Origin of the sequence: Xanthomonas euroxanthea (genome assembly GCF_900476395.1) — a bacterium.
In the GTDB taxonomy this organism is placed as follows: Bacteria; Pseudomonadota; Gammaproteobacteria; order Xanthomonadales; family Xanthomonadaceae; genus Xanthomonas; species Xanthomonas euroxanthea.
In genome coordinates this window covers 481,264-506,633 of record NZ_UIHB01000001.1, presented here as the reverse complement: position 1 = coordinate 506,633, position 25,370 = coordinate 481,264, and the positions used below count along the sequence as shown (strand labels likewise).

Annotated in this window: 14 protein-coding genes; 4 read left to right on the top strand and 10 right to left on the bottom strand. The window is 67.6% G+C overall.

Annotation, left to right across the window (positions count from 1 at the left end; translation table 11 throughout):
- Positions 1 to 140: 140 nt before the first annotated feature.
- Positions 141 to 917 carry an SDR family NAD(P)-dependent oxidoreductase gene (locus CPBF1521_RS02155; RefSeq protein WP_115675760.1) on the top strand — a complete coding sequence of 259 codons (777 nt, stop codon included), beginning with the start codon at positions 141 to 143 and terminating at the stop codon, positions 915 to 917.
- Positions 918 to 1,215: 298 nt separating this feature from the next.
- Here the strand turns inward: CPBF1521_RS02155 and CPBF1521_RS02150 are convergent, their stop codons facing one another.
- From CPBF1521_RS02150 to glgA, 8 genes are all read right to left on the bottom strand, one after another.
- Positions 1,216 to 1,848, bottom strand: coding sequence for an NAD(P)H-binding protein (locus CPBF1521_RS02150; protein ID WP_115675759.1), 633 nt, complete (start codon positions 1,846 to 1,848; stop codon positions 1,216 to 1,218).
- A gap of 16 nt (positions 1,849 to 1,864) precedes the next feature.
- Positions 1,865 to 4,027: a glycogen debranching protein GlgX gene (gene glgX, locus CPBF1521_RS02145; RefSeq protein ID WP_115675758.1), complete on the bottom strand. Its 2,163-nt coding sequence runs from the start codon at positions 4,025 to 4,027 to the stop codon at positions 1,865 to 1,867.
- 124 nt (positions 4,028 to 4,151) lie between these two features.
- Positions 4,152 to 4,325: a DUF2934 domain-containing protein gene (locus tag CPBF1521_RS02140; RefSeq protein ID WP_104649120.1), complete on the bottom strand. Its 174-nt coding sequence runs from the start codon at positions 4,323 to 4,325 to the stop codon at positions 4,152 to 4,154.
- A gap of 13 nt (positions 4,326 to 4,338) precedes the next feature.
- Positions 4,339 to 6,942, bottom strand: coding sequence for a malto-oligosyltrehalose synthase (treY, locus tag CPBF1521_RS02135; RefSeq protein WP_115675757.1), 2,604 nt, complete (start codon positions 6,940 to 6,942; stop codon positions 4,339 to 4,341).
- Positions 6,939 to 8,888, bottom strand: a complete 1,950-nt coding sequence (malQ, locus tag CPBF1521_RS02130) for a 4-alpha-glucanotransferase (protein WP_181901073.1) — start codon at positions 8,886 to 8,888, stop codon at positions 6,939 to 6,941. The genes treY and malQ overlap by 4 nt, the downstream gene beginning before the upstream one ends.
- On the bottom strand, positions 8,885 to 10,642 hold the full coding sequence (gene treZ, locus CPBF1521_RS02125; protein WP_115675756.1) for a malto-oligosyltrehalose trehalohydrolase: 1,758 nt from the start codon (positions 10,640 to 10,642) through the stop codon (positions 8,885 to 8,887). The genes malQ and treZ overlap by 4 nt, the downstream gene beginning before the upstream one ends.
- A gap of 2 nt (positions 10,643 to 10,644) precedes the next feature.
- Complete coding sequence (locus CPBF1521_RS02120) at positions 10,645 to 12,876, bottom strand: 1,4-alpha-glucan branching enzyme (protein ID WP_115675755.1); 2,232 nt, start codon at positions 12,874 to 12,876, stop codon at positions 10,645 to 10,647.
- Positions 12,873 to 14,456, bottom strand: coding sequence for a glycogen synthase GlgA (gene glgA, locus CPBF1521_RS02115; protein ID WP_115675754.1), 1,584 nt, complete (start codon positions 14,454 to 14,456; stop codon positions 12,873 to 12,875). Before glgA ends, CPBF1521_RS02120 begins: the two co-directional genes overlap by 4 nt.
- A 485-nt stretch (positions 14,457 to 14,941) precedes the next feature.
- Here glgA and CPBF1521_RS02110 point away from each other — a divergent pair, with 485 nt between their 5' ends.
- Positions 14,942 to 16,570: a GGDEF domain-containing protein gene (locus tag CPBF1521_RS02110; RefSeq protein WP_104585683.1), complete on the top strand. Its 1,629-nt coding sequence runs from the start codon at positions 14,942 to 14,944 to the stop codon at positions 16,568 to 16,570.
- Positions 16,571 to 16,817: 247 nt separating this feature from the next.
- On the opposite strand, the gene CPBF1521_RS02105 is transcribed toward CPBF1521_RS02110, so the two are convergent.
- Positions 16,818 to 17,759 carry a DUF808 domain-containing protein gene (locus CPBF1521_RS02105; protein ID WP_115675753.1) on the bottom strand — a complete coding sequence of 314 codons (942 nt, stop codon included), beginning with the start codon at positions 17,757 to 17,759 and terminating at the stop codon, positions 16,818 to 16,820.
- A 240-nt stretch (positions 17,760 to 17,999) separates the two neighbouring features.
- Here CPBF1521_RS02105 and CPBF1521_RS02100 point away from each other — a divergent pair, with 240 nt between their 5' ends.
- Together CPBF1521_RS02100 and CPBF1521_RS02090 are read left to right on the top strand one after the other, a co-directional pair.
- The gene (locus tag CPBF1521_RS02100) at positions 18,000 to 19,724 is read left to right on the top strand and encodes an ABC1 kinase family protein (protein ID WP_104585679.1); all 1,725 of its coding nucleotides are present in this window, start codon (positions 18,000 to 18,002) and stop codon (positions 19,722 to 19,724) included.
- Between the two features lie 376 nt (positions 19,725 to 20,100).
- Positions 20,101 to 22,209, top strand: coding sequence for a phosphoglycerol transferase I (locus tag CPBF1521_RS02090; protein ID WP_115675751.1), 2,109 nt, complete (start codon positions 20,101 to 20,103; stop codon positions 22,207 to 22,209).
- Positions 22,210 to 22,717: 508 nt separating this feature from the next.
- On the opposite strand, the gene CPBF1521_RS02080 is transcribed toward CPBF1521_RS02090, so the two are convergent.
- Positions 22,718 to 25,141, bottom strand: a complete 2,424-nt coding sequence (locus CPBF1521_RS02080; RefSeq protein ID WP_181901128.1) for a DUF3772 domain-containing protein — start codon at positions 25,139 to 25,141, stop codon at positions 22,718 to 22,720.
- Positions 25,142 to 25,370 lie beyond the last annotated feature (229 nt).

Here is a 25,370-nt window from a genome sequence, read left to right as displayed (position 1 = left end):
CGGCGCCTCGTTGGCAGAAGCGGTGGAAGAGTGGAACGGACAGCAGACATTGCGATGATGCATTCAACACTGCAACGGCACCGGGCACCGCGTCATGACCGAGCTGCTCGATAATGTCGGTTTCCGAACGAGTGTCCGCCATGTCCATTTCCGCAGCACCCACGCAAATCTCGCCGCGCGATCAACGCGTGCTGATCGCAGGCGGCAGCCGTGGCATCGGCCTGGCCATTGCCGACGCGTTCGTGCGCAACGGCGCGCAAGTCTCGCTGTGCGCACGCAATGCCGATGGCCTGGCACAGGCCGCACAGGTGTTGGCACCACATGGCAGGCCGGTCCATACCTTCGCCTGCGACCTGTCGGATGCTGCGCAGATCGAGGCCTACGTGCAGGCCGCAGCACAGGCGCTGGATGGCCTGGATGTGGTGATCAACAACGCCTCCGGCTATGGACACGGCAACGACGATGCCAGCTGGCAGGCCGGCCTAGAGATCGACCTGATGGCCGCAGTGCGCTGCAATCGCGCCGCGCTGCCGTACCTGCGCAACAGCAACGCGGCAGTGATCCTCAACATCAGCTCGATCAATGCGCAGCGCCCCACGCCACGCGCAATCGCCTATTCCACCGCCAAGGCGGCCCTGAATTACTACACCACCACGCTGGCCGCCGAACTGGCGCGCGAGCGCATCCGCGTCAACGCGATCGCACCTGGTTCGATCGAGTTTCCCGACGGGCTATGGGCCCGGCGCCGCGATGAAGAACCGGAGCTATATGCACGCATCCGCGACAGCATCCCATTCGGCGGATTCGGGCAGGTGCAGCACATCGCCGATGCGGCGTTGTTTCTCGCCTCGCCGCAGGCACGCTGGATCACCGGGCAGGTGCTTGCGGTGGATGGCGGGCAGTCGTTGGGGGTGTAACGGCGTGCGTGTGCTAGCGAAGCCCCCCCTCCTGTTGCACATGCATCTGTACGAGCGTGCCTGCGCGCGACGGAGCTTTATCGGCAACGCCTCATCGCGCGCCAGCGCGCTCCTACGAGACAGGCGACAACCAGCCCTCCATTTCGCTGCACGTGCAGTTGTAGGAGCGTGCCTGCGCGCGACGGAGCTTTATCGGTAACGCCTCATCGCGCGCCAGCGCGCTCCTGCGAGGCAGCCGACCCGACGCTCCATCTGACTTGCCTCGCGACGCGGCCGCGAGGCGGGAACGACGGCGACCTTAGTCAGCCAGCTCCGCCGCCTCGACACTGTGCTCCCCACGCGCCGGTGCCAGCGCGGCGCCCACCATGGCGGCGGCGATGCGTTCGGCCGGGTTGAGGCGGAAGCGGCGTGGCAGCAGCGGACCGAGCGCGCCCAGCACGAGGCTGCCGATGTGTTCGCCGGTGCGCCGCTGCTCGCGTTCGCCGCCGATCAGCCCGGGGCGCACGAAGGTGAGCGAGGGGAAGCCGACCGCGCGCAGGTCGCGTTCCAGTTCGCCCTTGACGCGGTTGTAGAAGATGCGCGAGTGCGCATCGGCACCGGCGGCCGAATTCAGCACGAATACCGAGGTGCCCTGCGCGCAGGCCGCGCGTGCCAGCGCCATCGGATAATCGTGGTCGATGCGGTAAAACGCCTCGCGCGAGCCGGCCTGTTTCATCGTGCTGCCCAGGGCGCAGATGGCCGCTTCCATGCGCGGTGCGGTCCAGTGGTCCAGGCGATCGAAATCGATCACCTGGTTGCGCAGCTTGGGGTGGATCTGGGACAACGGCCGGCGCGTGATCGCCACCACGCCGGTACAACGCGCATCGGCCAGGAGTTGTTGCAGGACATGTCTACCGACCAGACCGGTGGCCCCTGCCAGCAACACATCCATCAGATCACCCCCGCCATCAGCGCGCGCCCTCGGAGACGATGCGCGCGCTGCTGGCGATGCGATCGCGCTCCACTGCGAGCAAAGTCAGCGAGTGCGCCGGGGCCTTCCATTCGCTGCCGCCGGCCACCACGCGGCCGCCGTGGCGCGCGGTGTCGACCAGCACGCGCCAGTGCTCGTCATGCATCGCCGGCAGCGTGAACGACACGCTGGTGGAGGCGGCATTGATCAGCATCAGCAAGGTCACGTTGGCGGCGATCTCGCGCAGGCCGGTGGTCGGCGAGCGGCCATCCAGCCGCAGCATCAGCGCGCGCGCTTCCGGGTCGTGCCAGCTGGCTTCGTCCATCTCGTGGCCGTCCGGTGCCAGCCAGGTGAGATCCTTCAAGCCCAGCGCTTCGTCGAACTTGCCGTCGAAGAAGCGGGCGCGATGCAGCAGCGGATAACGCTGGCGGATCCGGATCAACCGCCGCACGAATGCAGCCTGATCGGCAGCAGCGGCCTTGGTGGCAGCAGTCCAGTCGATCCAGGTCAGCTCGTTGTCCTGGCAATACGCGTTGTTGTTGCCGTTCTGGCTATGGCCGAACTCATCGCCGGCCAGCAGCATGGGCGTGCCTTGCGAAAGCAGCAACGTGGCCAGCAGGTTGCGCATCTGCTGACGGCGCAGCTGCTTGATGGCCGGGTCGTTGGTGTCGCCCTCGACACCGTAGTTGGCCGAGATATTGTGGTCGCTGCCGTCCCTGCCCTCTTCGCCGTTGGCGAAGTTGTGCTTGCCTTCGTAGCTGACCAGATCGCGCAGGGTGAAGCCATCGTGCGCGGTGACGAAATTGACCGATGCGGTGGGGCGACGCCCACTGTGGTTGAACAGGTCCGCCGAACCGGTCAGGCGCGTGGCCAGTTCGGCCAGCTGGCCGCCGTCGCCACGCCAGAACGCGCGCACGTTGTCGCGGAACTTGTCGTTCCACTCCACCCAGCCCGGCGGGAAATTGCCCACCTGGTAACCGCCTGGACCGATATCCCAGGGTTCGGCGATCAGCTTGGTCTGGCTCAGCACCGGATCCTGGCGCACCGCATCGAGAAAGCTGCCCGATGGATCGAAGCCGTAGCGCTCGCGCCCGAGGATGGTGGCCAGGTCGAAGCGGAAACCATCGACGTGCATTTCCTGCACCCAGTAACGCAGCGAGTCCATCACCATGCGCAGCGCGCCGACATTGGTCAGGTCGAAGGTGTTCCCGGTGCCGGTGTCGTTGATGTAGAAGCGGCGATCGTCGGCCAGGCGGTAGTAGCTGGCGTTGTCGATGCCCTTGAACGACAGCGTCGGCCCCAGCTCGTTGCCTTCGGCGGTGTGGTTGTAGACCACGTCCAGCAGCACTTCCAGCCCGGCGTGATGCAGCCGCGCCACCATCTGCTTGAACTCGGCCACGGTGCGCGTGGACATGTAGCGCGCCTGTGGGGCGAAGAACCCCAGGGTGTTGTAGCCCCAGTAGTTGCGCAGGCCTTTTTCCAGCAGGTATTGATCGTCGACGAAGGCGTGCACGGGCAGCAGTTCCACTGCGGTGACGCCGAGTGAGCTGATGTGGTCGATCAGCTCGTCGGTCTTCAGCGCCGAGAAGGTACCGCGATTTTCCGGCGGCACCGACGGGTGCAGCATGCTCAGCCCACGCACGTGCGCCTCGTAGATCACCGTGCGGTTCCACGGCGTCTGCGGCGGGCGGTCCTGGCCCCAGGTGAAGGCCGGGTCGATCACCGCGGATTTGGGCATGAACGCGGCACTGTCGCGGCGATCGAAGCTCAGATCCTTGTCGCGGTGGCCAATGGTGTAGCCGAACAGGTGCGGCGCCCATTTGAGCTCGCCGACGATCTGCTTGGCATACGGGTCCAGCAGCAGCTTGTTGTGGTTGAAGCGATGCCCGGCATCGGGCGCATAGGGTCCATGCACGCGATAGCCGTACAGCTGGCCGGGGCGTGCGTCGGGCAGATAGCCGTGCCAGACCTCGTCGGTATATTCGGGCAGCGCCAGGCGCTCCTGCTCGCGGCCACGCTCGTCGAACAGGCACAGCTCCACCCGGGTGGCGTTGCGCGAATACAGCGCGAAATTGACTCCCAGGCCATCCCAGGTGGCGCCGAGCGGGTTGGGACGGCCTTCGCGGATGCGCGAGCGCTGAGTGAACTTGCGGGTGGCCATCGGTAACTCCTGAGAACGGTGAACTCAAAACGCTGAGCGAATGCGGCTGCCTGCGTGCCTGTGCACGCTCACCCTGACATGGCGCAGCCTGCAGGGTGAACCATGCAAGGTGACAGAGTGACCGTTACTGGCGTGCACTCGCCGGCGGGCCGGCCTGCTCGGCGGCGCGCTCTTCGGCATCCACCAGGCGCTCGGCCATGGCCCAGTGCCGATCTGCGTGGCCGTCCGGGCGGCCTTCAGCCTCCCAGATCTCCTGTGCCAACTGGCGAAGCCGCGCCTGCCGTTCCGTGTCGTTCATTGCGTACGTTCTCTTAGGGGGTCAACAACACTGCCACTGGCGCACGTGCAAACAGCGTGGATATCGCCACGCGGCCGCCTTGCGGCTGCACCGTGCTGCCATCGAGCACATTACGGTAACTGGCCTGCGGCAATGCCAACGCCGCCTGACCCCAGCTGGCCGGCGGCACCAGCAGCGGCAGATCGCCATCGCCCGCGTTGCCGGCCCCCAGCCGCGTGACTGCCACCACCAGCGACTGCCCGCGGTACTGGCGGCGGAACGCCAGCACCTGCGCATCGCCGCTGACGGTCACGGTCAGTGGCTGATAGTCGCCCTTGGCGAACAGCGCCGGATGTTCGGCCCGCAACTGCAGCAGCAGTGCGGTCAGACGTGCCTTGACCGCACCATCGCGCCAGCTGCGCAGCAGCGTGTTCCAGTCGCGTGCCTTCGCCAGCCACTGCTGGCGCTGCGCGTAGTCCACCGGGCGGCGGTTGTCCGGGTCCACCAGCGACAGATCCCAGCCTTCGGTGCCCTGGTACAGGTCGGGAACGCCCGGCACGGTCAGGCGCAACGTGGTCTGCACCAGCGCGTTGCGCGCACCGGCCGCGGCGATGTGGTTGCTGGCGCGCAGCAGCGCCCGCCGCAGCGGCAACCCGGCGCGGCTGCACAGCACCTGCTCCACGGTGGCCTGCACGGCCTGTTCGTAGGCCGGCGAGCCGTCGGTCCAGCTGGTATGCAGCTTGGCCTCGCGCACGGCCTTGAGCAGCCACTGCGCAATGCGCTCGGCATACTCGGCCAGCGGCTCGGTCTGGTCGGCACCCAGGCCGATCGGCCAGGCGGCCACCAGGGTCTGCCAGAGCATCTGCTGGTCGCCGCCGGCCAGTGCCGGTGCCTCCAGCGTCTCGGCCAAGGCATCGAACCGGGTGCTCTGCTCGATCCACCAGCGCGGTTGCTCGGACAGCACGGCCAGCCGCATGCGCAGGTCTTCGCCGCGCTTGTGGTCGTGCGTGGCGGTGGCCAGCAACGCCCGCGGGAAGTGCTTGGCGCGTTCGAGATTCTGCGCGTGGAAGTCGGCGGGGTCGTTGGCGAAGTGGGTCGGATGGCTGCCGACCTCGTTGCGCGACAACAGCACGCCGTGCCGGTAGAACGCGGTGTCTTCCACCGACTTGGCATTGAGCGGTGCGGACAACTGCTCCACGCGACGACGCAGGATGCGCCGCAGGGCGACCTGCGCGCGGTCGGCGCCGGCATCGTCGAGCAGCCAGCGTTCGATCGCATCGACGGCCGCAACGATGGACTCCGGCATGCCCTCGCGCGCACGCGCGGCGGTGGCGCGCAGGCGCTCGGCTTCGCTGCCGGTCACGCCCTTGGCACCGGCGTAGGTGCGGTACACCGGGAACCAGCGCAGCAACACGCACAGCCCGCGCGCCAGCATCTGCGGGCTGAACTCGCGCGTGGGCGGGTCCAGCCGCGCCAATGCCGACAACGCACCGACGGCGCGATTGAATTCGGTCTGCAGCGGGCCACGCAGGATCTCGTCGCGGGCGGCGCGTTCTTCCTGTGCGAAGTCGCCACTGCGCCCGCTCACCTTCTGCCAGGCACGCGCCAGCGGCTTGAAGCCGGCCGCGTCATGCAGCACGCCGCCGACCTGGTCCATGAAGTCGTAGCCGGTGGTGCCATCGCAGGGCCAGTCGGCCGGCAGGTGCTCGCCGGGCGCCAGGATCTTTTCCAGATACAGGCCCAGCGTGCCGGGCTTGAGGCCACGCGTGCGGCCGGCCGCATCCAGCCGGCTGCGCAGCTTGCGCACATAGCCGGTGGGATCGGTCAGCCCGTCCACATGGTCGATGCGCAGGCCGTCCAGATGGCCCTCGGCCACCAGCCGCAGCGGCAGCGCATGCACCGCGTCGAACACCGCCGGCAGCTCCACCCGCAACGCCACCAGCGAGGTGATGTCGAAGAAGCGACGGTAGTTGAGCATGTCGTTGCCCACGCGCCACCAGTTCAGGCGGTACGGCTGGCGCTCGATCAGCTTGTGCAGACGGCCATCGCCGCGCTTGGCGCCGTCGTTGTAGTCACGCAGCCATTGCGCACGCGCGGCCTTTTCCGGCACCTCCAGCGTCTGCGGACGGATCGGGTACCGCTGGTCGTAGTGCGCCAGTGCCGCGCTGCCGTCGTCCTCGACCACCAGGGTGATCAGGCCTTCGGCCAGTGCGGTGGCATACGGGCGGTCCAGCACTGCCAGCCACAACTTGCCGTCGCGCCCGGGCGCGCGCCAGTCGATGTCGAACCAGTCGGCATGCTTGGCACTGCGGCCGTTGCGCAGCACATCCCACCACCACGCGTTGTCCGCATGCGTGGCCATGTGGTTGGGCACGATGTCGGCGATCAGGCCCATGCCGTGCTCGCGCGCGGCCTGCGACAGGGCGATGAGCGCGTCTTCGCCGCCGAGCTCGGGATTGACCACGGTCGGGTCGATATTGTCGTAGCCGTGGGTCGAGCCGGGCACAGCGGTGCCGATCGGCGACAGGTACAGATGGCTGATGCCCAGCCCGGCGTAGTACGGCACCTGGGCGAGCGCATCGTGCAGGGTGAAGCCGACATGCAGCTGCAGGCGGGCGGTGGCGCGAAGCTCGATCATGGATGCGGTTCCGAAACGGCCGCGACGCGACGCGCCTCGGCAAAGCCCTGCAGCGCCGTACTCAGGCGCGCATGCGGCAAGGGATCGGGCAGGCGTCGACGCCAGTTGGGATGGACCTCGACGGTACCCGGCAGATTGGGTTGTTCTTCCAGCGCCAGCGCATCTTCCACCGGCAGCAGGGCCAGTGGCGACACGCTGGTGGCGGTGAAGCGCAGCGCGCCCAGCAGCGGGTCGTCCGCAGCGCTGAGGCCGGTGTGTTCGACCGCCGAATCCAGGCGTGCCACATCCTGGATGCGGGCCGCGGCATCGTCCTTGGCCTGCGCGGGCTGGATCAGGTCCAGCCTGCGCCGCCAGTCGATATCACGGCCTTCGCGCCAGCCGGTCAGCGTCGGCAGATCGTGCGTGGTGGTGGTGGCCAATGCGTCCGGCCGCCACAACGCCGGCGAGACGAAGGCGCCGTCGTCGTCGCGGGTGAACATCAACACATCGATGCCCATCACTCCGCGCCGCGACAGTTCCTCGCGGATGCCGGGCGGCACCACGCCGAGGTCTTCGCCGATCACGATCGCCCGGTGCCGCCACGATTCCAGCGCGAGCAGATTGAGCAGGTCGTGCAGCGGATAGGCCAGATACGCGCCTTCGTTGGAGCTGGCCCCTTCGGGCACCACCCACAGCCGCATCAAGCCCAGAATATGGTCGATACGGATGCCGCCGCGATCGCGCAGCACCGCGCGCAGCAGCGCGATGTACGGCGCATAGCCGCTACGCCGCAATGCGGTGGGCGAATACGCACCGATGCCCCAGTGCTGGCCGTCGGCATTGAAGGCGTCCGGCGGCGCGCCCAGCACCAGGCCACGCAGCACGGTGTCTGCAGCCGCTGCGGCTTCGGCGCCATTGGGATCGAAGCCGACCGCCAGATCGGCGATCAACCCGATCTTCATGCCGCGCTCGTGCGCCTCGCGCTGCGCGTCGGACCAGCTGCGTGCCGCCAGCCACTGCGTAAATACGTGCAGCTGCGGATCGTTATCACCGAAATCCTGCGCGGCAAACCGCGCAAAGCCTTCCAGCGCCGCGCCGCCCTCGCTGCGGAAGGCGAGCAGATCGGGGTGATCGGCGGGCACGCGGGTGTACAGATGACGCAGCAACTGCCACTTGGCCTGCGCGGAGGCCGGCCAGTCGATCAGGGCGCTGTGGTGCAGCGTATCGAAGCGCTCGCGCAGGCCGGGCACCTCGTTGATGGCCTCCAGCGCGCGCTCGCCCAGCACGCGCACCGGCGCGGCATGCAGCGGATCCAGGAAGCGCCGGTCGCTGGGCGAATACGGGCTGTAGCCACCGGTGACCGGGCGCGCGGCATGCACCGGGCTCAGCGCCAGCGCATCGGCACCGGCCAGTGCGGCATGCCGCACCCATTCCACCGTGCCCGCAGCATCGCCAATGCCGGCATCGTCGATGCTGCGCGCCGAATACACCTGCAACGCCATGCCCCAGGCACGCGGTGCCGGCAGGCCACAGGCATCGGCCACGCTGAAACAGCGTTGCGGGGCAACCGCGACCTGCTGGGTCAGGTTGCCGATCTGCAGCGTCCAGTAACCGAAACGCTGCGGCGCACGCACCTGGCCCTGCGCATCGGCACGCGCCGGCTCGCTGGCGCCGCTGTCGTCCACCCAAAGGCCGCTGGCGTTGGCGGCAACCGACACCGGCAACAGCTCGGCCACCTGCACGGTCAGCAGCGGCGCCGGCTCGGTGGCTTGCGCCTTGCAGCGACGCAGGCTGTCTTCGCGCTGCGCAGCGGTGCCGGCAGGCAGCTCCAGCGCGGTGAGCACCGCATGCAGCGATGGCTCGGCCACCTGCCGTGGCTGGTCGCTGGCATCCACCCAGTCCACCATCACCCCGGCCGCGCCGGCCAGCGCATGCAGATCGCTTCTGCTCAGATCGCGCGTACTCATGCGCGCGCCTCATGCCAGGCGATGAAGCCATCGACCGGCAACTGCTGCGCGTCGGCGGCGACGTTTTCGGCATGCGCCACGCGTCCGCGCAGCGGCGGCATCGGCACCGCCGCGGCGCCCAGGTTGAAGGCGACATGCCACAGCCCGTCGGGTAATTCCCAGCTGGCGGTCACTGCACCGTCGGCCAGCACCTCGGCGCCCACCGCGCGCGCCTGTGCCAGCCCCGGGACCAGCCACTGGCGGCGTACGCCCAGCAGCGCGGTGAACCAGGCTGTCCACTGCACGCCGTCGCCGCGGGCGGCGTCTTCGATCGGCGCGCGCGAGGCGGCAAAGGTGTCGTGGCTGTTCGGATCGGGAATGGTGGCGCGCTGCGCTTCGTCGGCGAATGCGGCGAAGTGCGCAAATTCGCGGCGCCGCCCTTCGCGCACCGCATCGTCCAGCGGCGGGCCGAAGTCGGTGAAGAACAGAAATGGCTGTTCGGCGCCCCACGGCTCGCCCATGAAGAACAGCGGAATCATCGGCGTCAGCGTCGTCAGCGCCAGCGCAGCGCGCAGGCGCTGCGGCGACACCAGCACGCTCAGCCGCTCGCCGCGCGCCCGGTTGCCGATCTGGTCATGGTTCTGCGCGAAGACCACGAACTTGTGCGGCGGCAGCGCCCCGCTCGGCTCGCCGCGCACATGCCCACGCGGGTCCGGCTCGCCCTGGTAGGCGAAGCCTTCGCCGAGCACGCGCGCCAGGTGCTCGGCGGGCTTGTCGGCGAAGGCTGCGTAATAGCCTTCGGCTTCGCCGGTCAGCAGTACATGCAGGGCGTTGTGGAAATCGTCGTCCCATTGCGCGGTGTAGCCGCGTTGCAGCTGCGAGGCCTGGTTGGCCTCGTTTTCCAGCACCAGGTGCACGTGGCGGCCGGCAGGCAGGCTGGCCTGCACGGTCTGCCGCAGGGTATCCAGGAACGCGTTCGGCGTGATCGCATGCACCGCGTCCAGGCGCAGGCCGTCAAAGCCGTATTCGTGCAGCCACATCAGCGCATTGTCGAGAAAGTAACGCTGCACCTGCGGCTTGCGGAAATCGATCGCCGCGCCCCACGGAGTGGGCTTGTCCTCGTTGAAGAACGGGGCGGCATAGCTGTGCAGATAATTGCCGTCCGGGCCGAAGTGGTTGTAGACCACATCCAGCAACACCATCAGGCCGTGTCCGTGCGCGGCGTCGATCAGCGCCTTCAACTGGTCCGGCGTGCCATAGGCTTCCACCGGCGCGTACGGCAACACGCCGTCGTAGCCCCAGTTGTGCGCGCCCGGGAATGCGCTCAGCGGCATCAGCTCGATCGCGGTGATGCCCATCGCCGCCAGCTGCGGCAATTGCGCCTGCACACCGGCATAGCCGCCGCAGGTGCCGACATGCAGTTCGTAGATCACCGCCTCGTCCCACGGCCGTCCCTGCCACTGGGTGTTCTGCCAGGCGTAGCCGTCGGTTGGCTGCACGGCGCTGGGGCCATGCACGCCCTCGGGCTGCCAGCGCGAGGCCGGATCCGGCACCGGTTCGCCACCATCGACGCTGTAGCGATAGCGCGCATCCGCCGCGCAGTCGATCGCCGCACTGAAGAAGCCGTCCTGCGCGGCCTGCAACGCGACGCGCGCGCCGTCGTCGAAGACCACCTCCACGCTCCTGGCATCCGGTGCCCAGAGCGTGAAGCGCACCTGTCCCTCACCCGCTGGCCATGCGCCCCATGCCGGCGTGGTGTCATTGCGCTCGTTCATTGCTATTTCTCCGCTTGCAGATAGATCGTGGCCAGCGGCGGTAGGGTCAGGCGCAGGCGTTGTGCGTGCCCGTGCATGCCCATCGGCTCGGTCGCCAGGCGACCGCTGTTGCCGAGGTTGCTGCCACCGTAATGGGCGCTGTCGGTGTTGAGGATTTCGCGCCAGCCGCCGGCACGCGGCACGCCGACGCAATAGTCGTGGTGCGGTTGCGGAGTGAGGTTGCTCACCGCCAGCAAGGGTGCGCCGCCCTCGGGATCATGGCGGATGAACGCCAGCACGCTGTTGCGCGCGTCGTCGGCCACGCTCCAGTCGAAGCCGTCGGCACGATGCGTGCCACGATACAGCGCCGGCACCCGTCGCAATGCGGCATTGAGATCGCCGACCAGTTGCTGCACGCCGCGATGCGCGGCCCCGTCGAGCAGATGCCAGTCCAGCGACTGATCGTGATTCCAGTCGTTCCACTGGCCGAATTCGGCGCCCATGAACAGCAGTTTGTCGCCCGGATGCGCCCACATCAGCGCCAGATACGCGCGCAGGTTGGCAAAGCGCCGCCAGTCGTCACCGGGCATCTGCCCGAGCAGGCCACCGGTGCCGTGCACCACTTCGTCGTGCGAGATCGGCAGCACGAAACGCTCGGAGAACGCGTACACCAGACCGAAGGTGAGCTGGCTATGGTGCTGCGCGCGCTCGGCCGGATCGCGCTGCATATAGTGCAGCGTGTCGTGCATCCAGCCCATGTTCCATTTGTGGGTGAAGCCCAGGCCACCCTCGCTGATCGGCGCGGTCACGCCTGGCCAGGCGGTGGACTCTTCGGCGATGGTCAGTACACCGGGAAAGCGCGTGGCAATCTCGCTGTTGAGCTGGCGCAGGAAGGCCACGGCTTCCAGATTCTCACGGCCGCCATGCGCGTTGGGCACCCACTCGCCTTCGGCACGGCCATAGTCGCGATACAGCATCGAGGCCACTGCATCCACGCGCAGGCCGTCCAGATGGTAGTGGTCGATCCACTCCAGCGCGCTGCCCAGCAGGTAGGCAGTCACTTCGGGCCGGCCGTAGTTGTAGATCAGCGTATTCCAGTCGCGATGCACGCCCTCGCGCGGGTCGGCATGCTCGTACACCGCCGCGCCGTCGAACTGCGCCAGGCCGTGGGCGTCATCGGGAAAGTGCGCGCTGACCCAGTCCAGGATCACGCCGATGCCGGCGCGATGACAGGCGTCGACGAACTGGGCAAAGCCGTCCGGGCTGCCGTGGCGCGCCGTCGGCGCATACAGCCCCAGCGGTTGGTAGCCCCAGGAGCCGCCGAATGGATGTTCGGTGATCGGCAGCAACTCGATATGGGTGAAGCCGAGCTGCTGCACATAGGGAATCAGCTGTGCGGCCAGCCCTGGCCAGTCCAGCGGCTGGTTGTGCCCATCGCGTCGCCAGGACGCGGCGTGCACTTCATAGATGGACAGCGGCGCCGGCGCGGCACGGGCATCGCGCGCGGCCATCCAGGCCGCGTCGGTCCAGCCGAACGCTGCCGCGCCCGGCACCACCGAGGCGGTGGCCGGCGGCAATTCGCTCTGGCGCGCCACCGGGTCGGCCTTGAGCAAGACGCGCCCATCGGCAGCGGTGATGGCGTACTTGTAACGCGTGCCGGCTTCCACGCGCGGCAGGAACAGCTCCCAGAATCCGCCGATGCGCTGGCGCATCGGATGCCGGCGTACGTCCCAGCCGTTGAAATCGCCCACCACCGCCACGCGCTGCGCATGCGGCGCCCACACCGCAAAGCGCACCCCCGGCACATCGTCGCAGCGCAGGTGCCGGGCACCCAGGGCGCAACGCAATGCCTGGCCGTCGCCGGCAGCGATCTGCAGCAGGATGGATTCGTCCAGCGTGGCAGCAAACGCGTAAGGGTCTTCGATCTCCTGCACCACGTCCGGCCACACGATGCGCAGCCGATACGGTCCTTCGACCGCCAGCACGCCCTCGAACATGCCATCGACCGGCCCGGCCTGCATGCGTGCCAGCAGCTTGCCGCGCGGATCGATCAGGCCCATGGCCTCGGCACCGGGCGCCAACACGCGCACCAGACGGTGGCCGTCGGCCTGGACATGCGGGCCCAGGACCGCGAATGCATCAGCAGGCAGGCTATCGGCCAGCGCCTGCACGCTCTGCGCTGAATCCGAGATCCCGTCCATGGTCACCGCCGTCGTTTCCGTCTCCTGCCCCTGCACGCCCAGCCGTTCGCTCATGACACCGTCGCAAGCGCGGGAGCGGTTGCGGCGGTGCGTTCGTACAGCGAGAGGTACTTCTTGCCCGCCACATCCCAGCCACTGGGACGCAACATCGCCGCGCGGCGCATCGCCGACAGCAGGCTGGGCAGGCGGAAGGTACGGAATGCGCGCTCCAGGCAACGGCGCAAGGCCTCGGCGCTGGCGTGCTGGAACAGGAAACCGGTGACGCCGTCATCCACCGTGTCGATCAGGCCGCCGGTGGCGTGCGCGATCGGCAGGCAGCCAAAGCGCTGCGCGTACATCTGGCTCAGGCCGCACGGCTCGAAGCGCGACGGCATCAGCAGGAAGTCGGCACCGGCAAACATGCGCCGCGCCAGGCCTTCCTCGAACCCGATGAAGGCACCCACCTGGCCGGGATAGCGCCGGGTCAGCTCGGCGACCTGCTGCTCGATCTCCGGCTCGCCGCCGCCGATCACCGCGATCTGGCCGCCGGCGGCCACGATCTGCGGGGCGACTTCGCAGATCAGGTCCAGGCCCTTCTGGTGCACCAGCCGCGACACCACCGCAAACAGCGGGCCGGTGCTCTCGCGCAGCCCGAAGGCCTTGCGCACCTGCGCGGCGTTGGCCTGCCGGCCCTGCCACTGATTCACGCTGAAATGCGTGTCCAGATATTCGTCGGTGCGCGGGTCCCAGCTGGCGTCGATGCCGTTGACGATGCCGGTCAGCGCGCCCTTGGCGGCGCGACCGGCCAGCAGGCGGTCCAGGCCACAGCCCTGCGCCGGGCCGGTGATCTGCTGGGCATAGCTGACGCTGACCGTGTTGACGTGGTCGGCATGCACGATGCCGCCACGCAGGAACGACATCTGCCCGTAGAACTCCAGCTCGGCCACGCGCTCGGCGGGGATGCCCAGCGCAGCGGCCATCGAATACGGCACCAGGCCCTGGTAGGCCAGGTTATGGATGGTCAACAGGCACGGCGTGGTGCCGCCGGACCAGCGCACATAGGCGGCAGCCAGCGCACACGGCCAGTCGTTGAGGTGCAGCAGGCGCGGCTTCCAGCCCAGCCCGGCGTGGCCGGCGGCGATCTGCGCGGCGGCATGCGACAAGGTGGCAAAGCGGATCGCGTTGTCTTCGAACTCCGACCCGCTGGTGCTCACATAAGGCGACCCGTCGCGCTCGAACAATTCCTTGGACAGCAGGATGTAGATCGGCAGGCCGTCCGATTGCACGATGCGGCCGATGTCGCAGGCCGGCAGTGCCGCATGCGCCAGTACCCGGCCGACGATCTCCACCTTGCCCGCACGCGCCAGCACTGCGCGGTAGCCGGGGATCAGTACCCGCACGTCGTAGCGATGGCGCAGCGCGCGCGGCAGCGCCGCCGCCACATCGCCCAGGCCGCCAGCCTTGATGAAGTCCGCCATCTCCGACACCACGAACAAGGCGCCGCGGGTATCGGCCGGCGACACCGGCAGACGTTCGTGATGGCGAACGAAGCGCCCGCGTGCATCACGCGGCCGCCCGCTCTTCTTCAAAGTGGGGAGCAACGTACTGCGCTCAAAGCGTGCGGTAGTGGCGTGAAGCGGCATCATGGCAACCATCTAAACGTCCGTCGTAAAGTGGGTGGAGACGGAAAACAGCGAAGCGACAACCATCATCTGCCGATTCAGCCAGACGACCTGCTACGAATGAGGAGCGGGGCCAACGCGCGTACTCCACGTCGTCCTTGAGATGAATCTACACCCCGTGCAAATAAAATATGCGTGAATACGTGCTGACTTTTCTGCGACACCGACATTCCCTTGCGCATGGTCGCGTGTGCGTCCCGGCATAAGCGGCGCCTCGCCGTGTGATGACATCCCCGCCGTGGTGCGTGGTTGTTGAAACGCACCGGAAGCAGGCGCTGGCAGCGGCGCCCGCCAGTACCCGCCTGACTTGTTCAGCCACAGGTCGGCATCGCCTTTCGACCATCGCCGGACATCGTGCGCGCAGGCTGGAACTGCGCAGACCTGTCCGGACCGCTTAAGCAAGACGCTTGCACGCCGATAACCAGCGGTAGCATCACGACTTTCCGAGACCCCGGCGCATGGCAGACCAGCCTGAACTTCCAAGCCGCCCACGTGGCGGGCTGCGCCGCCTGTTGCCCTGGGGTGGCGCGGACAGCGCACGCCCGGCCGCCGCCCTGCCCAGCGTGATCGGCGGCGGGCACGGCGGGCACGGCCTGGCCGCGCATCAGCTGGTGCCGGCCAAGAACAAGTCCGGCGCGCACGACCCGGCTGCCGCCACCGCCCTGCTGATGCGCCTGTTCTCGCATGCCGCGCACCCGGAGGCCTTGCTGCTAGCCTTTGCCGAGGGCATCACCAGCCTGCATGGCGAACTCGGCGACATGGGCGTGCGCCTGAGCGCGGCCTATGCGGCCGGCGACTGGCCCGGCTACGGCCGCGCCTTGCGGCAATTGATCGACAAGTACATCCGCACCATCGATACCGGCGACTCGCTGGCCGAAGGGCGCACCGAAGCCGAGCAGCTGCGCGACCTGCTGCGTCACGCACTGGGCAATGCCTTGGCCACGCTGCTGCAACGCAGCCCGGAGCTGGCCGAAGAAGCACAGACCCTGGCATCGGCGCTGCGCCATTGGCGCCCCGGCCATGAACTGATCACCCTGGACCAACGCTTGCGCGAACTGAGTCATCAGATCGGCCTGCGTGCCGAAGATGCCAGCGAACAGCAGAACCTGTTGCTGGGCCTGTTCGACCTGTTGCTGGAGAACGTGGGCGAACTGCTCGACGATCGCAGCTGGCTGCAGGGGCAGATCTCGGTGGTGCGGCAGCTGATCTCCGGGCCGCTGGATGTCGGCTCGATCGAGCAGGCACGCGGCACCCTGCGCGAGGTCATCTACAAGCAGGGCCTGCTCAAGCAAGGCATTGCCGACTCCAAGACCGCCATGCGCGAGATGATGGTGTCCTTCGTCGACCGGCTCGATGGCATGGCCACCAGCACCGGCGAGTACCACGATCGCGTTGCCGGCTATTCGCAGGCGATCGGCGACGCTCGCAGCATTCCCGACCTCAATCGCCTGCTGCAGGACGTGTTGCAGGACACCGCCGGCGTGCAGGCGCAGGCGCTGGCCGCGCGCGACGAGCTGCTCGCCGCACGTCGCCAGGTCGAAGACGCCGAGCAGCGCATCGCCCTGCTGGAACAGGAACTCAAGGACGTGGCCGGCCTGGTGCGCGAAGACCAGCTGACCGGGGCGCTGAACCGCCGCGGCTTCGAAGAGCTGTTCCAGCGCGAAGCCGCCCGTACCCAGCGCGGCGGCCAACCCTTGTGCGTGGCGATGCTGGACCTGGACGACTTCCGCCGCCTCAACGAGACCCACGGCCATGCCGGCGGCGACGCCGCGCTACGCCATACGGTGGACGTGGCCAAGTCGGTGCTGCGCACCACCGATGCCATCGCCCGCTTCGGCGGCGAGGAGTTCGTGTTGCTGTTGCCGGACTCCACCATCTTCGAAGCCAGTGCGGCGGTGATCCGCCTGCAGCGCGCGCTGGCGCAACGCTCGCTGTTGCACGACGACGTGCGCCTGTTCGTCAGCTTCAGCGGCGGCGTGGCGCTGCGCCATCTCGACGAAACCCAGGACGATGTCATCCGCCGTGCCGACCGCGCCATGTACGAGGCCAAGTCGGCCGGCAAGAATCGCGTGGTCAGCGCCGACTGAGCGCAACCGTCGGCGGAACGCAGGGGGCATCTGCCCTGCCTGGAGCGGTGAAGACCGCCGCCCGGTGCGCTCCTCGGCACAGGGTGGCGTGGCCGTGCAGGGCGGCGCCGTTGGCGCGGCGGCCCGAGCAGAGCCGTGTCGACAGCGATTTCCGCCGGCTATGGCGTGCCGGCTGATCCAACACGCGGGGCGATCACGTCGCGCCGGTGCGGGCGCCCATCCCGCGCCCGGCCCGCCGCCGCGCGGATCAGTGCGCCGCCGGCTTGCCGCGCAGCTTCTGGAACAGTATCACCGCGCCCAGCACGACCGCACCGGCAACCACGCCCACCAGCATGTTGCCCAACGCATCGACCAGCCAGCCCATGCCACCGGCAGACGTGGTCAGGTCCTGCACGGTGTGGTGCAGCGCCGGGATGTTGTGCACCAGGATGCCGCCGCCGACCAGGAACATCGCCAGCGTGCCGGCCACCGACAGGAACTTCATCAGCCACGGAGCGGCCACCAGGATGCCGCGCCCCAGCGAAGCCAGGGCTGCGCCCTTGTTGGTCAGGTACAGGCCCAGGTCGTCCAGCTTGACGATGGCCGCGACCAGGCCGTACACGCCGATGGTCATCGCCAGCGCGATCGCCACCAGCACTGCAACCTGCTGGCCGAACGACACCCCCGCCACCACGCCCAGCGACAGCACGATGATCTCCGCCGACAGGATGAAGTCGGTGCGGATCGCGCCCTTGACCTTGTCCTTTTCCAGCGCTACCACGTCCACGCTCTCGTCGGCCAGCGCGCGGGTGCGTTCGGCATGCCGCTGCGCTTCGTCTTCCTCGTTGTGCAGGAACTTGTGGGCCAGCTTCTCTACGCCCTCGAAGCACAGGTAGGCACCGCCGATCATCATCAGCGGCATCACCAGCGGCACGTTGTAACCGCGCCCGCGCAGCCAGGCCTCCAGGGCGCTGATCGCCAGCGCCGCCGGCACCAGGATCATCTTGTTCATCAGCGACCCCTTGGCCACTGCCCACACCACCGGCAGCTCGCGGTCGGCAGTGACGCCGGTGACCTGTTGCGCATTGAGCGCCAGGTCGTCGCCAAGCACGCCGGCGGTCTTCTTGGCCGCGACCTTGGTCAGGATGGAAACGTCGTCCAGCAATGTGGCGATGTCGTCGAGCAGGGTGAACAGGCTGGCACCGGCCATGCGGGGGTCCTTCGTGGGTGGCGGTGGATTCTCGCCGATCCTGCGCCGGTATGGGGTGATGGCAGGCCGTTGCCGGCTGTTGGCGACCGTTGCCGCGCGATGCCGCCGCCCGCCAGCCGGACGATCCGGCCGTGCCCGCCGGCCCTGGGCCGCGCACGGCAGCGCCTTGGCCACGTGGCTGGATTCACCGCCTGACGACCCGCCGCTGGCCACACTCGCCCCCTTGCACGACCGCCGGAGATGGCCTTGAGTCCGAACGACCCGTACCGCACACCGGCCCAGGCCGCGATCCCCGCCGACACCGGCGTGGTGGGCGGCATGAGCCGTCGCACGCAGATCCTGCGCCTGTTGCTGCGGTATCGCGGGTCGGGCGTATTCGCGGGCATGAACCTGGATCCGGCCGCGATCAACGAGTACGAAGTGCCCGCCGAAGGCACGCCCGACCAGTTCGTCTCCGACCTGGAGGCGCTCGGCCCCACCTTCGTCAAGCTTGGCCAGATGCTGTCCACGCGGCCGGACATCGTGCCGCCGGAGTTCGCCACGGCGCTGGAGCGCATGCAGGAGAACACCAGCTCGGTGCCGGTGGAGCGCATCCGCCAGATCATCGAGGAAGAACTCGGCGTGTCGGTCAACAAGGCGTTCTCGTTCTTCGACCCGGTGCCGCTGGGCTGCGCCTCGCTGGCGCAGGTGCACCGCGCCGCCCTGCGCGACGGCACCCCGGTGGCGATCAAGGTGCAAAAGCCCGAAGTCGCCGCCCAGGTCCGTTCGGACCTGGACGTGCTCAAGAGCTTTGCCACCGCCGCCGACCGCCTGACCGGCATCGGCCGGCGCGTGCGCTTTGCCGACTGGCTGGGCGAGTTCGGCAAGACCCTGCGCGCCGAGCTCAATTACGAAGACGAGGCCGAGACGCTGGCGCGCTTCGGCAAGCATCTGAAGCCATTTCCGCTGTTGTGGATTCCGCAACCGGTATGGGACCTGAGCAGCCGCAAGGTGCTGACCATGCAGCTGGCCGAAGGCGTGCGGGTGGACAAGATCTCCGGCCTGCGCCGCACCGAACAGCCGATGGACAACCTGGCCGCGGAGCTGGTCAAGGGCTACCTGGACCAGATGTTCGTGCATGGCGAGATCCATGCCGACCCGCATCCGGGCAACCTGCGCGTGCTGCAGGACGGGCGCCTGGCCATCTTCGACCTGGGAATGGTCGCGCATGTTCCCCCGCGCCTGCGCGAGCGCTTGCTCAAGCTGCTGTTCGCCGCCGTCGACGGCCGTGGCGAAGAAGTCGCCGAAGAGACCATTGCGCTCAGCACGCGCCTGGAGGATTACGACGAGGACCGCTACCAGCGCGAAACCGGGCAGATGATCGCCCGTTATGCCGCCCACGACACCACCTCCGAAGGCCGCGTGGTGCTGGATCTGGTGCGCATTGCCACCTCCAACGGCTTGCGCACGCCACCGGAGCTGAGCCTGCTCGGCAAGACCTTGTTGAACCTGGAAGGCGTGTGCCGCGCGCTGTCGCCGCACCTGGACACGCGCCGCATCGTCGAACGTCATCTGCAGCATGTGATGCGCGCGCGGCTGAAAAAGTCCCTGTCCGCCGCCAACCTGGCCAGCGAGGCGATGGAACTGCAGCACCTGGTGCGCGAAGGACCGCGCCGCATGTCCGAGATCCTGTCGCTGGCGGCGGAAAACCGCCTGCAGATGCGCGTCACCGGGCTGGAAGAATCGCATCTGATGGAAAGCCTGCAGAAGATCGCCAACCGCGTGGCGGCCGGCATCGTGACCGCGGCATTGATCATGGCCTCGGCACAGATGATGCGCATCGAAACCGGCTTGAAGCTGTGGGGCTACCCGGCCATCGCAATGGTGCTGTTCCTGCTCGGCGTGGTGCTGGGCCTGGGCATCGTGCTCAGCGCGCTGCTGTTCGACCGCCGTGTGCGTGCGCGCGAAGAACGCGGGCATCGATAGCACTCCAACAGACCCCACCTCCGCGTAGGAGCGCACCCGGGCGCGACACCGCTTGCCAAGACAGCCGCGTCAAACCGTCAAACCGTCAAAGCAGATCGGGTGGTGCGGGGTGATAGCGACGTCGCCCATCTGCGAGAAGCGCGCCAAATGCGCAATGCAGATGCCGCCGATTTCTGGCGAACGCCACCGCGCACAGGGGAGCGTCAACGCGTGCGATCCGCCACGCTGCGGCGATGGCCTAACGCGAACAAACATTTCAGTCAGCTTCGGCGCGGCATAGTCCGTCATCCGGGTGTCACATTGGGTGTGGCGCACAGGACATGGCGAGCAAGGCGTCCGGTACGCGCTCGCATCATTCCCCCACGGACGCTGCCGCATGCATTGGATGTTGTTGTTTTCGCTGTTGCTCCTGCTTTGGCTCTTGGTCGCCTCGCCGCGTCTGGCGTGGTTGAAGGCCGGTCTGTTGTCGTTGCTGCTGCTGTTGCTCAGTGCCTGGGGCCTGGTGGATCGACTCAGCGGCGATGGCATCAACGCCGCCACGCTGTATCACCTGCGCGCGGACATGGACGGTGCCGGCGTCAGCGATTTTTCCGCCTATATCGCCGTGTTTATCGGCATGGTGCTGCTGTCGCTCAGCCCGCTGGTGTTGCTGAAGGTGCGGCGTTTCCGTCGCCCGCGCGGAGGCAACGCGGTGTTTGGCGCCTTCGTGATGATGTTGCTGGTCAGCATCGCGGTCAGCCCCTTGTACCGCGACGGCAAGCGCCTGTACTACCAGTTGCGCCCCGTGGATTACGCCACCGTGGTGCCGGAATACCTGGTGCCGCAGCAGCCCTTGCAGAAGCGCAAGAACATCGTGTGGATCTACGGCGAGAGCCTGGAACGCACCTACTTCGATGAAAAGGTGTTTCCTGGCCTGATGCCGAACCTGCGCGCCCTGGCCAGCGAGGCAGTGGACGTACGCAACCTCACCTCCACCGAAGGCAGCGGCTGGACTATCGCCGGCATGGTCGCTTCGATGTGCGGCGTGCCGCTGACCACCGCGCCCGGCGATGAAAACAGCATGGGCCGCATGGGCTTGTTCCTGCCCGAAGCACGCTGCCTGGGCGACTATCTCAAGGATCAGGGCTACCGCAATCACTATGTCGGCGGCGCCGATGCCAGCTTTGCCGGCAAGGGCAGCTTTCTGTCCAGCCATGGTTTCGATGTGGTGCACGACGTCAGCTACTTCCGCGACAAGGGCGTGGCTCCCAAGCACTTTTCCGCCTGGGGCGTGCACGACGATGTGCTGCTGGACGATGCCTGGGACAGCTTCCAGACGCTGTCGCGCGCCGGCCAGCCGTTCATGCTCACCACGCTGACCATGGACACCCACCACCCTGCCGGCCATCTGCCGCTGGCCTGCAAGGGCCAGCACTACGACAGCGCACTGGGCGACATCGGGCTGCTGCATGCGATCAAGTGCAGCGACCGGCTGATCGGCGAGCTGGTCACGCGCATTCGCAACAGCCGCTACGGCAAGAACACAATCATCGTGATTGCTTCCGATCACCTGGCGATGCCCAACGATCTCAGCGACGTGCTCGCCAAGCAGAAGCGCGAAAACCTGCTGCTGTTCCTCGGCAAGGACATCGCTCCGCAACAAGTGGTCACGCGCGCGGGCAGCACGCTGGATTCGGGTGCAACGCTGTTGCAGCTGCTGGAACCGGGCATGCGCACGCTGGGCTTTGGCCGCTCGCTGCTGTCCAGCGACGCGCCTCCCAGCGCCAGCGTGGCGGCCAGCCGCGACAGCGGCAAGGACTACCCGCGCTATCTCGCCTACGCGCGCACGCTGTGGACCGGGCGCAGCACACGCATGCTGCGCATCAACGGCAATGGCGATGTGGTGGTGGGCGTGCAACAGGTGCGCCCGCCGGTGCTGCTGGAATACGACGACGACACCAATCTCAAAACCGTCTATCTGGAAAACACCTCGCGCCAGTTCGATCGCACCCACACCGAGGGCACGCTGGCGTATGTGGATCGCTGCACGGCGTTCGAGGACGGTTCGGCCGATGGCGATTGGTGCGCATTGGTGGTCGACCGCCACCAGAGCATGAAGCTGTATCGCGATCCGGACCTGACCCGCGGCATCGCCGTGGACGCGCCGCTGGAGGCCAGCCAGCAAGGCCCGCGCCCCCGCGTGCGCCAACCGATCATGCTCACCCAGACTGCCCGCAAGACCGAGGCCGGTCGTTACATGCTGGAGCTGTACGCCAAGCGCCGGCCGACGCGGGCCTTCTGGGTGGAGGCCGTCTCGTCAGAGCGCAAGGTGGTGCTGGCCCAGCAGTGGGTGGTGCCCGATGCGGCCGGTCGCATCCGCATGCCGGTGGGCCTGGAACATGCGGTGGACGATCTGGAGATCCGTGCCTGGCTGGACTACACCGAAGATGTCAGCGTGGACGATCTGGCCCTGGTGAAACAGAGCCAGGTCGCGGATCGCTCCTGAGCCGGGCCATCGTCTCGGTCTCGGTCGAGGGATGTGGATGAGGTAAAGGCAAAGGCAAGGCCGAAGCCGAAGCATGCGATGTGCGGCCTGGCTGCAGGGCCCTTGCCCGCCCACCATCGCGGGACACGCCGCAAGTACGTCCATGTAGGCTCCGGCGCGGCATCCATGCCGCTCAGGGTCCCGCGACGGTGAGCGGGCAAGGACCTATCGAGTCGGTCGGTGTGCACGGTAAGAGCGGTGCTGGATGCGTCGTACGCTCATGACGTATCGGCTCCATGTCTGATGCACACCGCACGACAGGCAGCTTTTCAAATGAGCGACGACCGACTGTCTGGTGCGGTGTCCTTGCCGGTTGCGGGACCGTGTGGCGGCATGGATGCCGCCACCGAGCCCCCAGGGATGGGTTCACGGCATGTCCCGCAAGCGGTGAGGGCGCCGCGCCCTCGACCCTGCGAATTTTAGCTGCACCGCCAGCGCAGCACACGCCGCGCATCGTGCACGGGCCGGCTCAGTCTTCCGATGCCGGCGTGCCATCGCCCGGATCGCGCGCCACCGCAGCACCTGCACGGCTGAAGCGGATTTCCTGCGGCGACTGCAGCGCAATCCCCGCCGTTTCCATCCGCTGCAGCAACGCAAAGAACAGCTCGCTGCGCACCCCATACGAATCGCGCGGGCTGCGCACGTAGGCGAACGAATTGAAGTTGACGTGCCCGCCGGCCAGCGAATCGATGAACACCGAGGGTGCCGGGTCGGCCAGCACCTTGGTGTGCTCGGCGAACAGGTCCAGCAGCATGTTGCGCACCTTTGCCACGTCGGTTTCCAGCGGCACCGAAAACTGCAGTTGCACCCGGCCCATCGGGTTGGACAGCGTCATGTTGCGCACGCTCTTGGTGATCAATTCCGAGTTGGGCACGATCAGGGTGGAGCGGTCGCCGACCTGGATCTCGGTCGCACGCACGCTGATCTTGCGTACATCGCCCTCCTGATCGCCGATGCGTACCCAATCGCCGATCTTCACCGGCCGCTCGGCCAGCAGGATCAGACCCGACACGAAGTTCTGCGTGATCGCCTGCAGACCGAAACCGATGCCCACCGACAACGCACTCAACACCAGCGCAAGCCGCTTCAGATCCAGGCCCAATGCGGTCAGGCCCCACACCACCACGATCAGCCAGCCCAGATAACGCGCCACGGTGCTGATGGAATTACGCGCACCGTCATCGAGCTCGGTCTTGGGCAGATAGGTGTTGAGCAACCACTGCTGCACCACGTGCACCAGCCCCATGCCGAGCAGGAACACGCACAGCGCCCTGAACACGTCGCCCGGGGTGATCACCAGCTCCTTGCCGATGGTGATGCCGTGGGCGATGTTCTCCGCCCAGTCGGTGACCACGCTGATATTGGCGCCATACGGCGTCAGCAGCACCGCGATGCCCAGCAGCACCAGCAACACCCGTGTCGCGGCAGAGATCAGCAGCCCGAGCTGCACCAGGCGTCCGCTGCCGATGCTGAGCGCATGCGACAACGCCCGGCTGAAACGGCCGTCCGGCTTGAACAGCCAGGTCATCAGATCGTCGGTAAAGACCACCAGCAGGCCGAGCAGACTGCACACCAGGGTGATCCAGATGATCTGCCGCTCCACGAACAAGGCCAGATTGAGATAGCCGAACAGGGCTGCGATCAACGCGAAGATCACCGCCAGATGACCCAGCAGGCGGATCAGCACGATGAAGCCGCCACCGCGCGTGACCACCGGCGGCGGCGCATCGCTGTCCGGATCGGCCACGCCGGCATTTGCCGCGTGCGCGCGCAAGGACAGAGTCAACCCGGCCAGCGCCGACAGGATCAACCCCGCATACAGCAGCGCCGCCACCGCATCGGTGGCGGCGGTCAACGCCGGACTGCTGCCGGCCACCTCGTTGATCTTGATCGCCATGCCGCTGAACCAGATCACTGCTGCGGTGGCCAGGCAATGCACGCGCAGGCGGTCGACGGTGGCATCGTCCAGCGGGAACAGGCGCCAGCTGGGCTGGTGTTTCATCAACAGGCTGGCACTGAGCGAACCGACGAAGGCAGCCACCACGCTGATGGCGACAAACCCGGTCAGCAGCTGGTCCAGGTCATCGGGCAGCTCGCCGAGCGCGCGGATACCTTCGACCAGCACGAATGCCGCAATCCCCAGACTCAACGTGCCGACCAGCAGAAACCACAGGGCCAGCCCCGAGCGCCGCAGGCGTCCGCCGGGCGCACGCGAGGCCGCATAGCGACGCCCCAGGTGGCGCAGGAAGATGCGCAGCGGCAGTGCCAGCAACAACGCGACCACGGCAGCGGTGATCAGTCCGCCCATGCCATTGGCTGCCACACCTGCCTGCACCAGCTGCACCGTCTTGTCGGACAAGGCCTGCAGGCGGGCACGATCGTCCGGCCACTGCTGCCCGATCTGATGCCATAACGTCGGCGACAACGGCGAGGCCACCCGTGTGGAGAGCTGCACGCTGAAGCGTTGTACGCGCTCGCGTTCGAGCCGGTCGGCCAGGTCCTTGGCGTTGGAGGCCAGCAGCGTGGCCCGGATGAACTCGGCATTGAGCTGATCGCGCTCCTTGGTCAGCGCCTTGCGCTGTTTGACCAGGTCGGCCGGTTCGTTTTGCGCCGCGACACCAAGCCCCTCCAAGCGCCCGTTGAGCTCCTTGAGCGGTTGCTCCAGCGTGCGCACCAGATCCTGCGCCTGCCGCTGCGCGCCGGCGACGTCCTCGGTCAGCTTGCCCAGCTGCTCGGTATCGGCCTTCTCCATGCCCGCGTCGGCCTGGGTCAGCACCTTCTGCATGCTGTCGAGCTGCGTCTGCGCGGTCTCCAGCAGGGTGTCGTCGTCCTGCGCGATGGCGGCACCCACGCACACCATCCACAACGCGACCAGCAACAGCACACGCTGCAACACGCCGCGACGGGCACCCAGGGCAACTCGGAATTCGGACACAGGCAGACATCGGACAGGCGCACACCAGCGCGGTGCCGGCATCTTAATCCACTGCCCGCAGCCGGGCAGTTCGCCGCTGCCGTGAGGGTTCAGCCTGGCAGAGCTCGCCAGGCGTGACGGGTGCTGCGCGATTGGAGGCGCGTTGGCGATCGCGGTTACGGCGCCGGCCGCCGCAGCGGGTGCACCG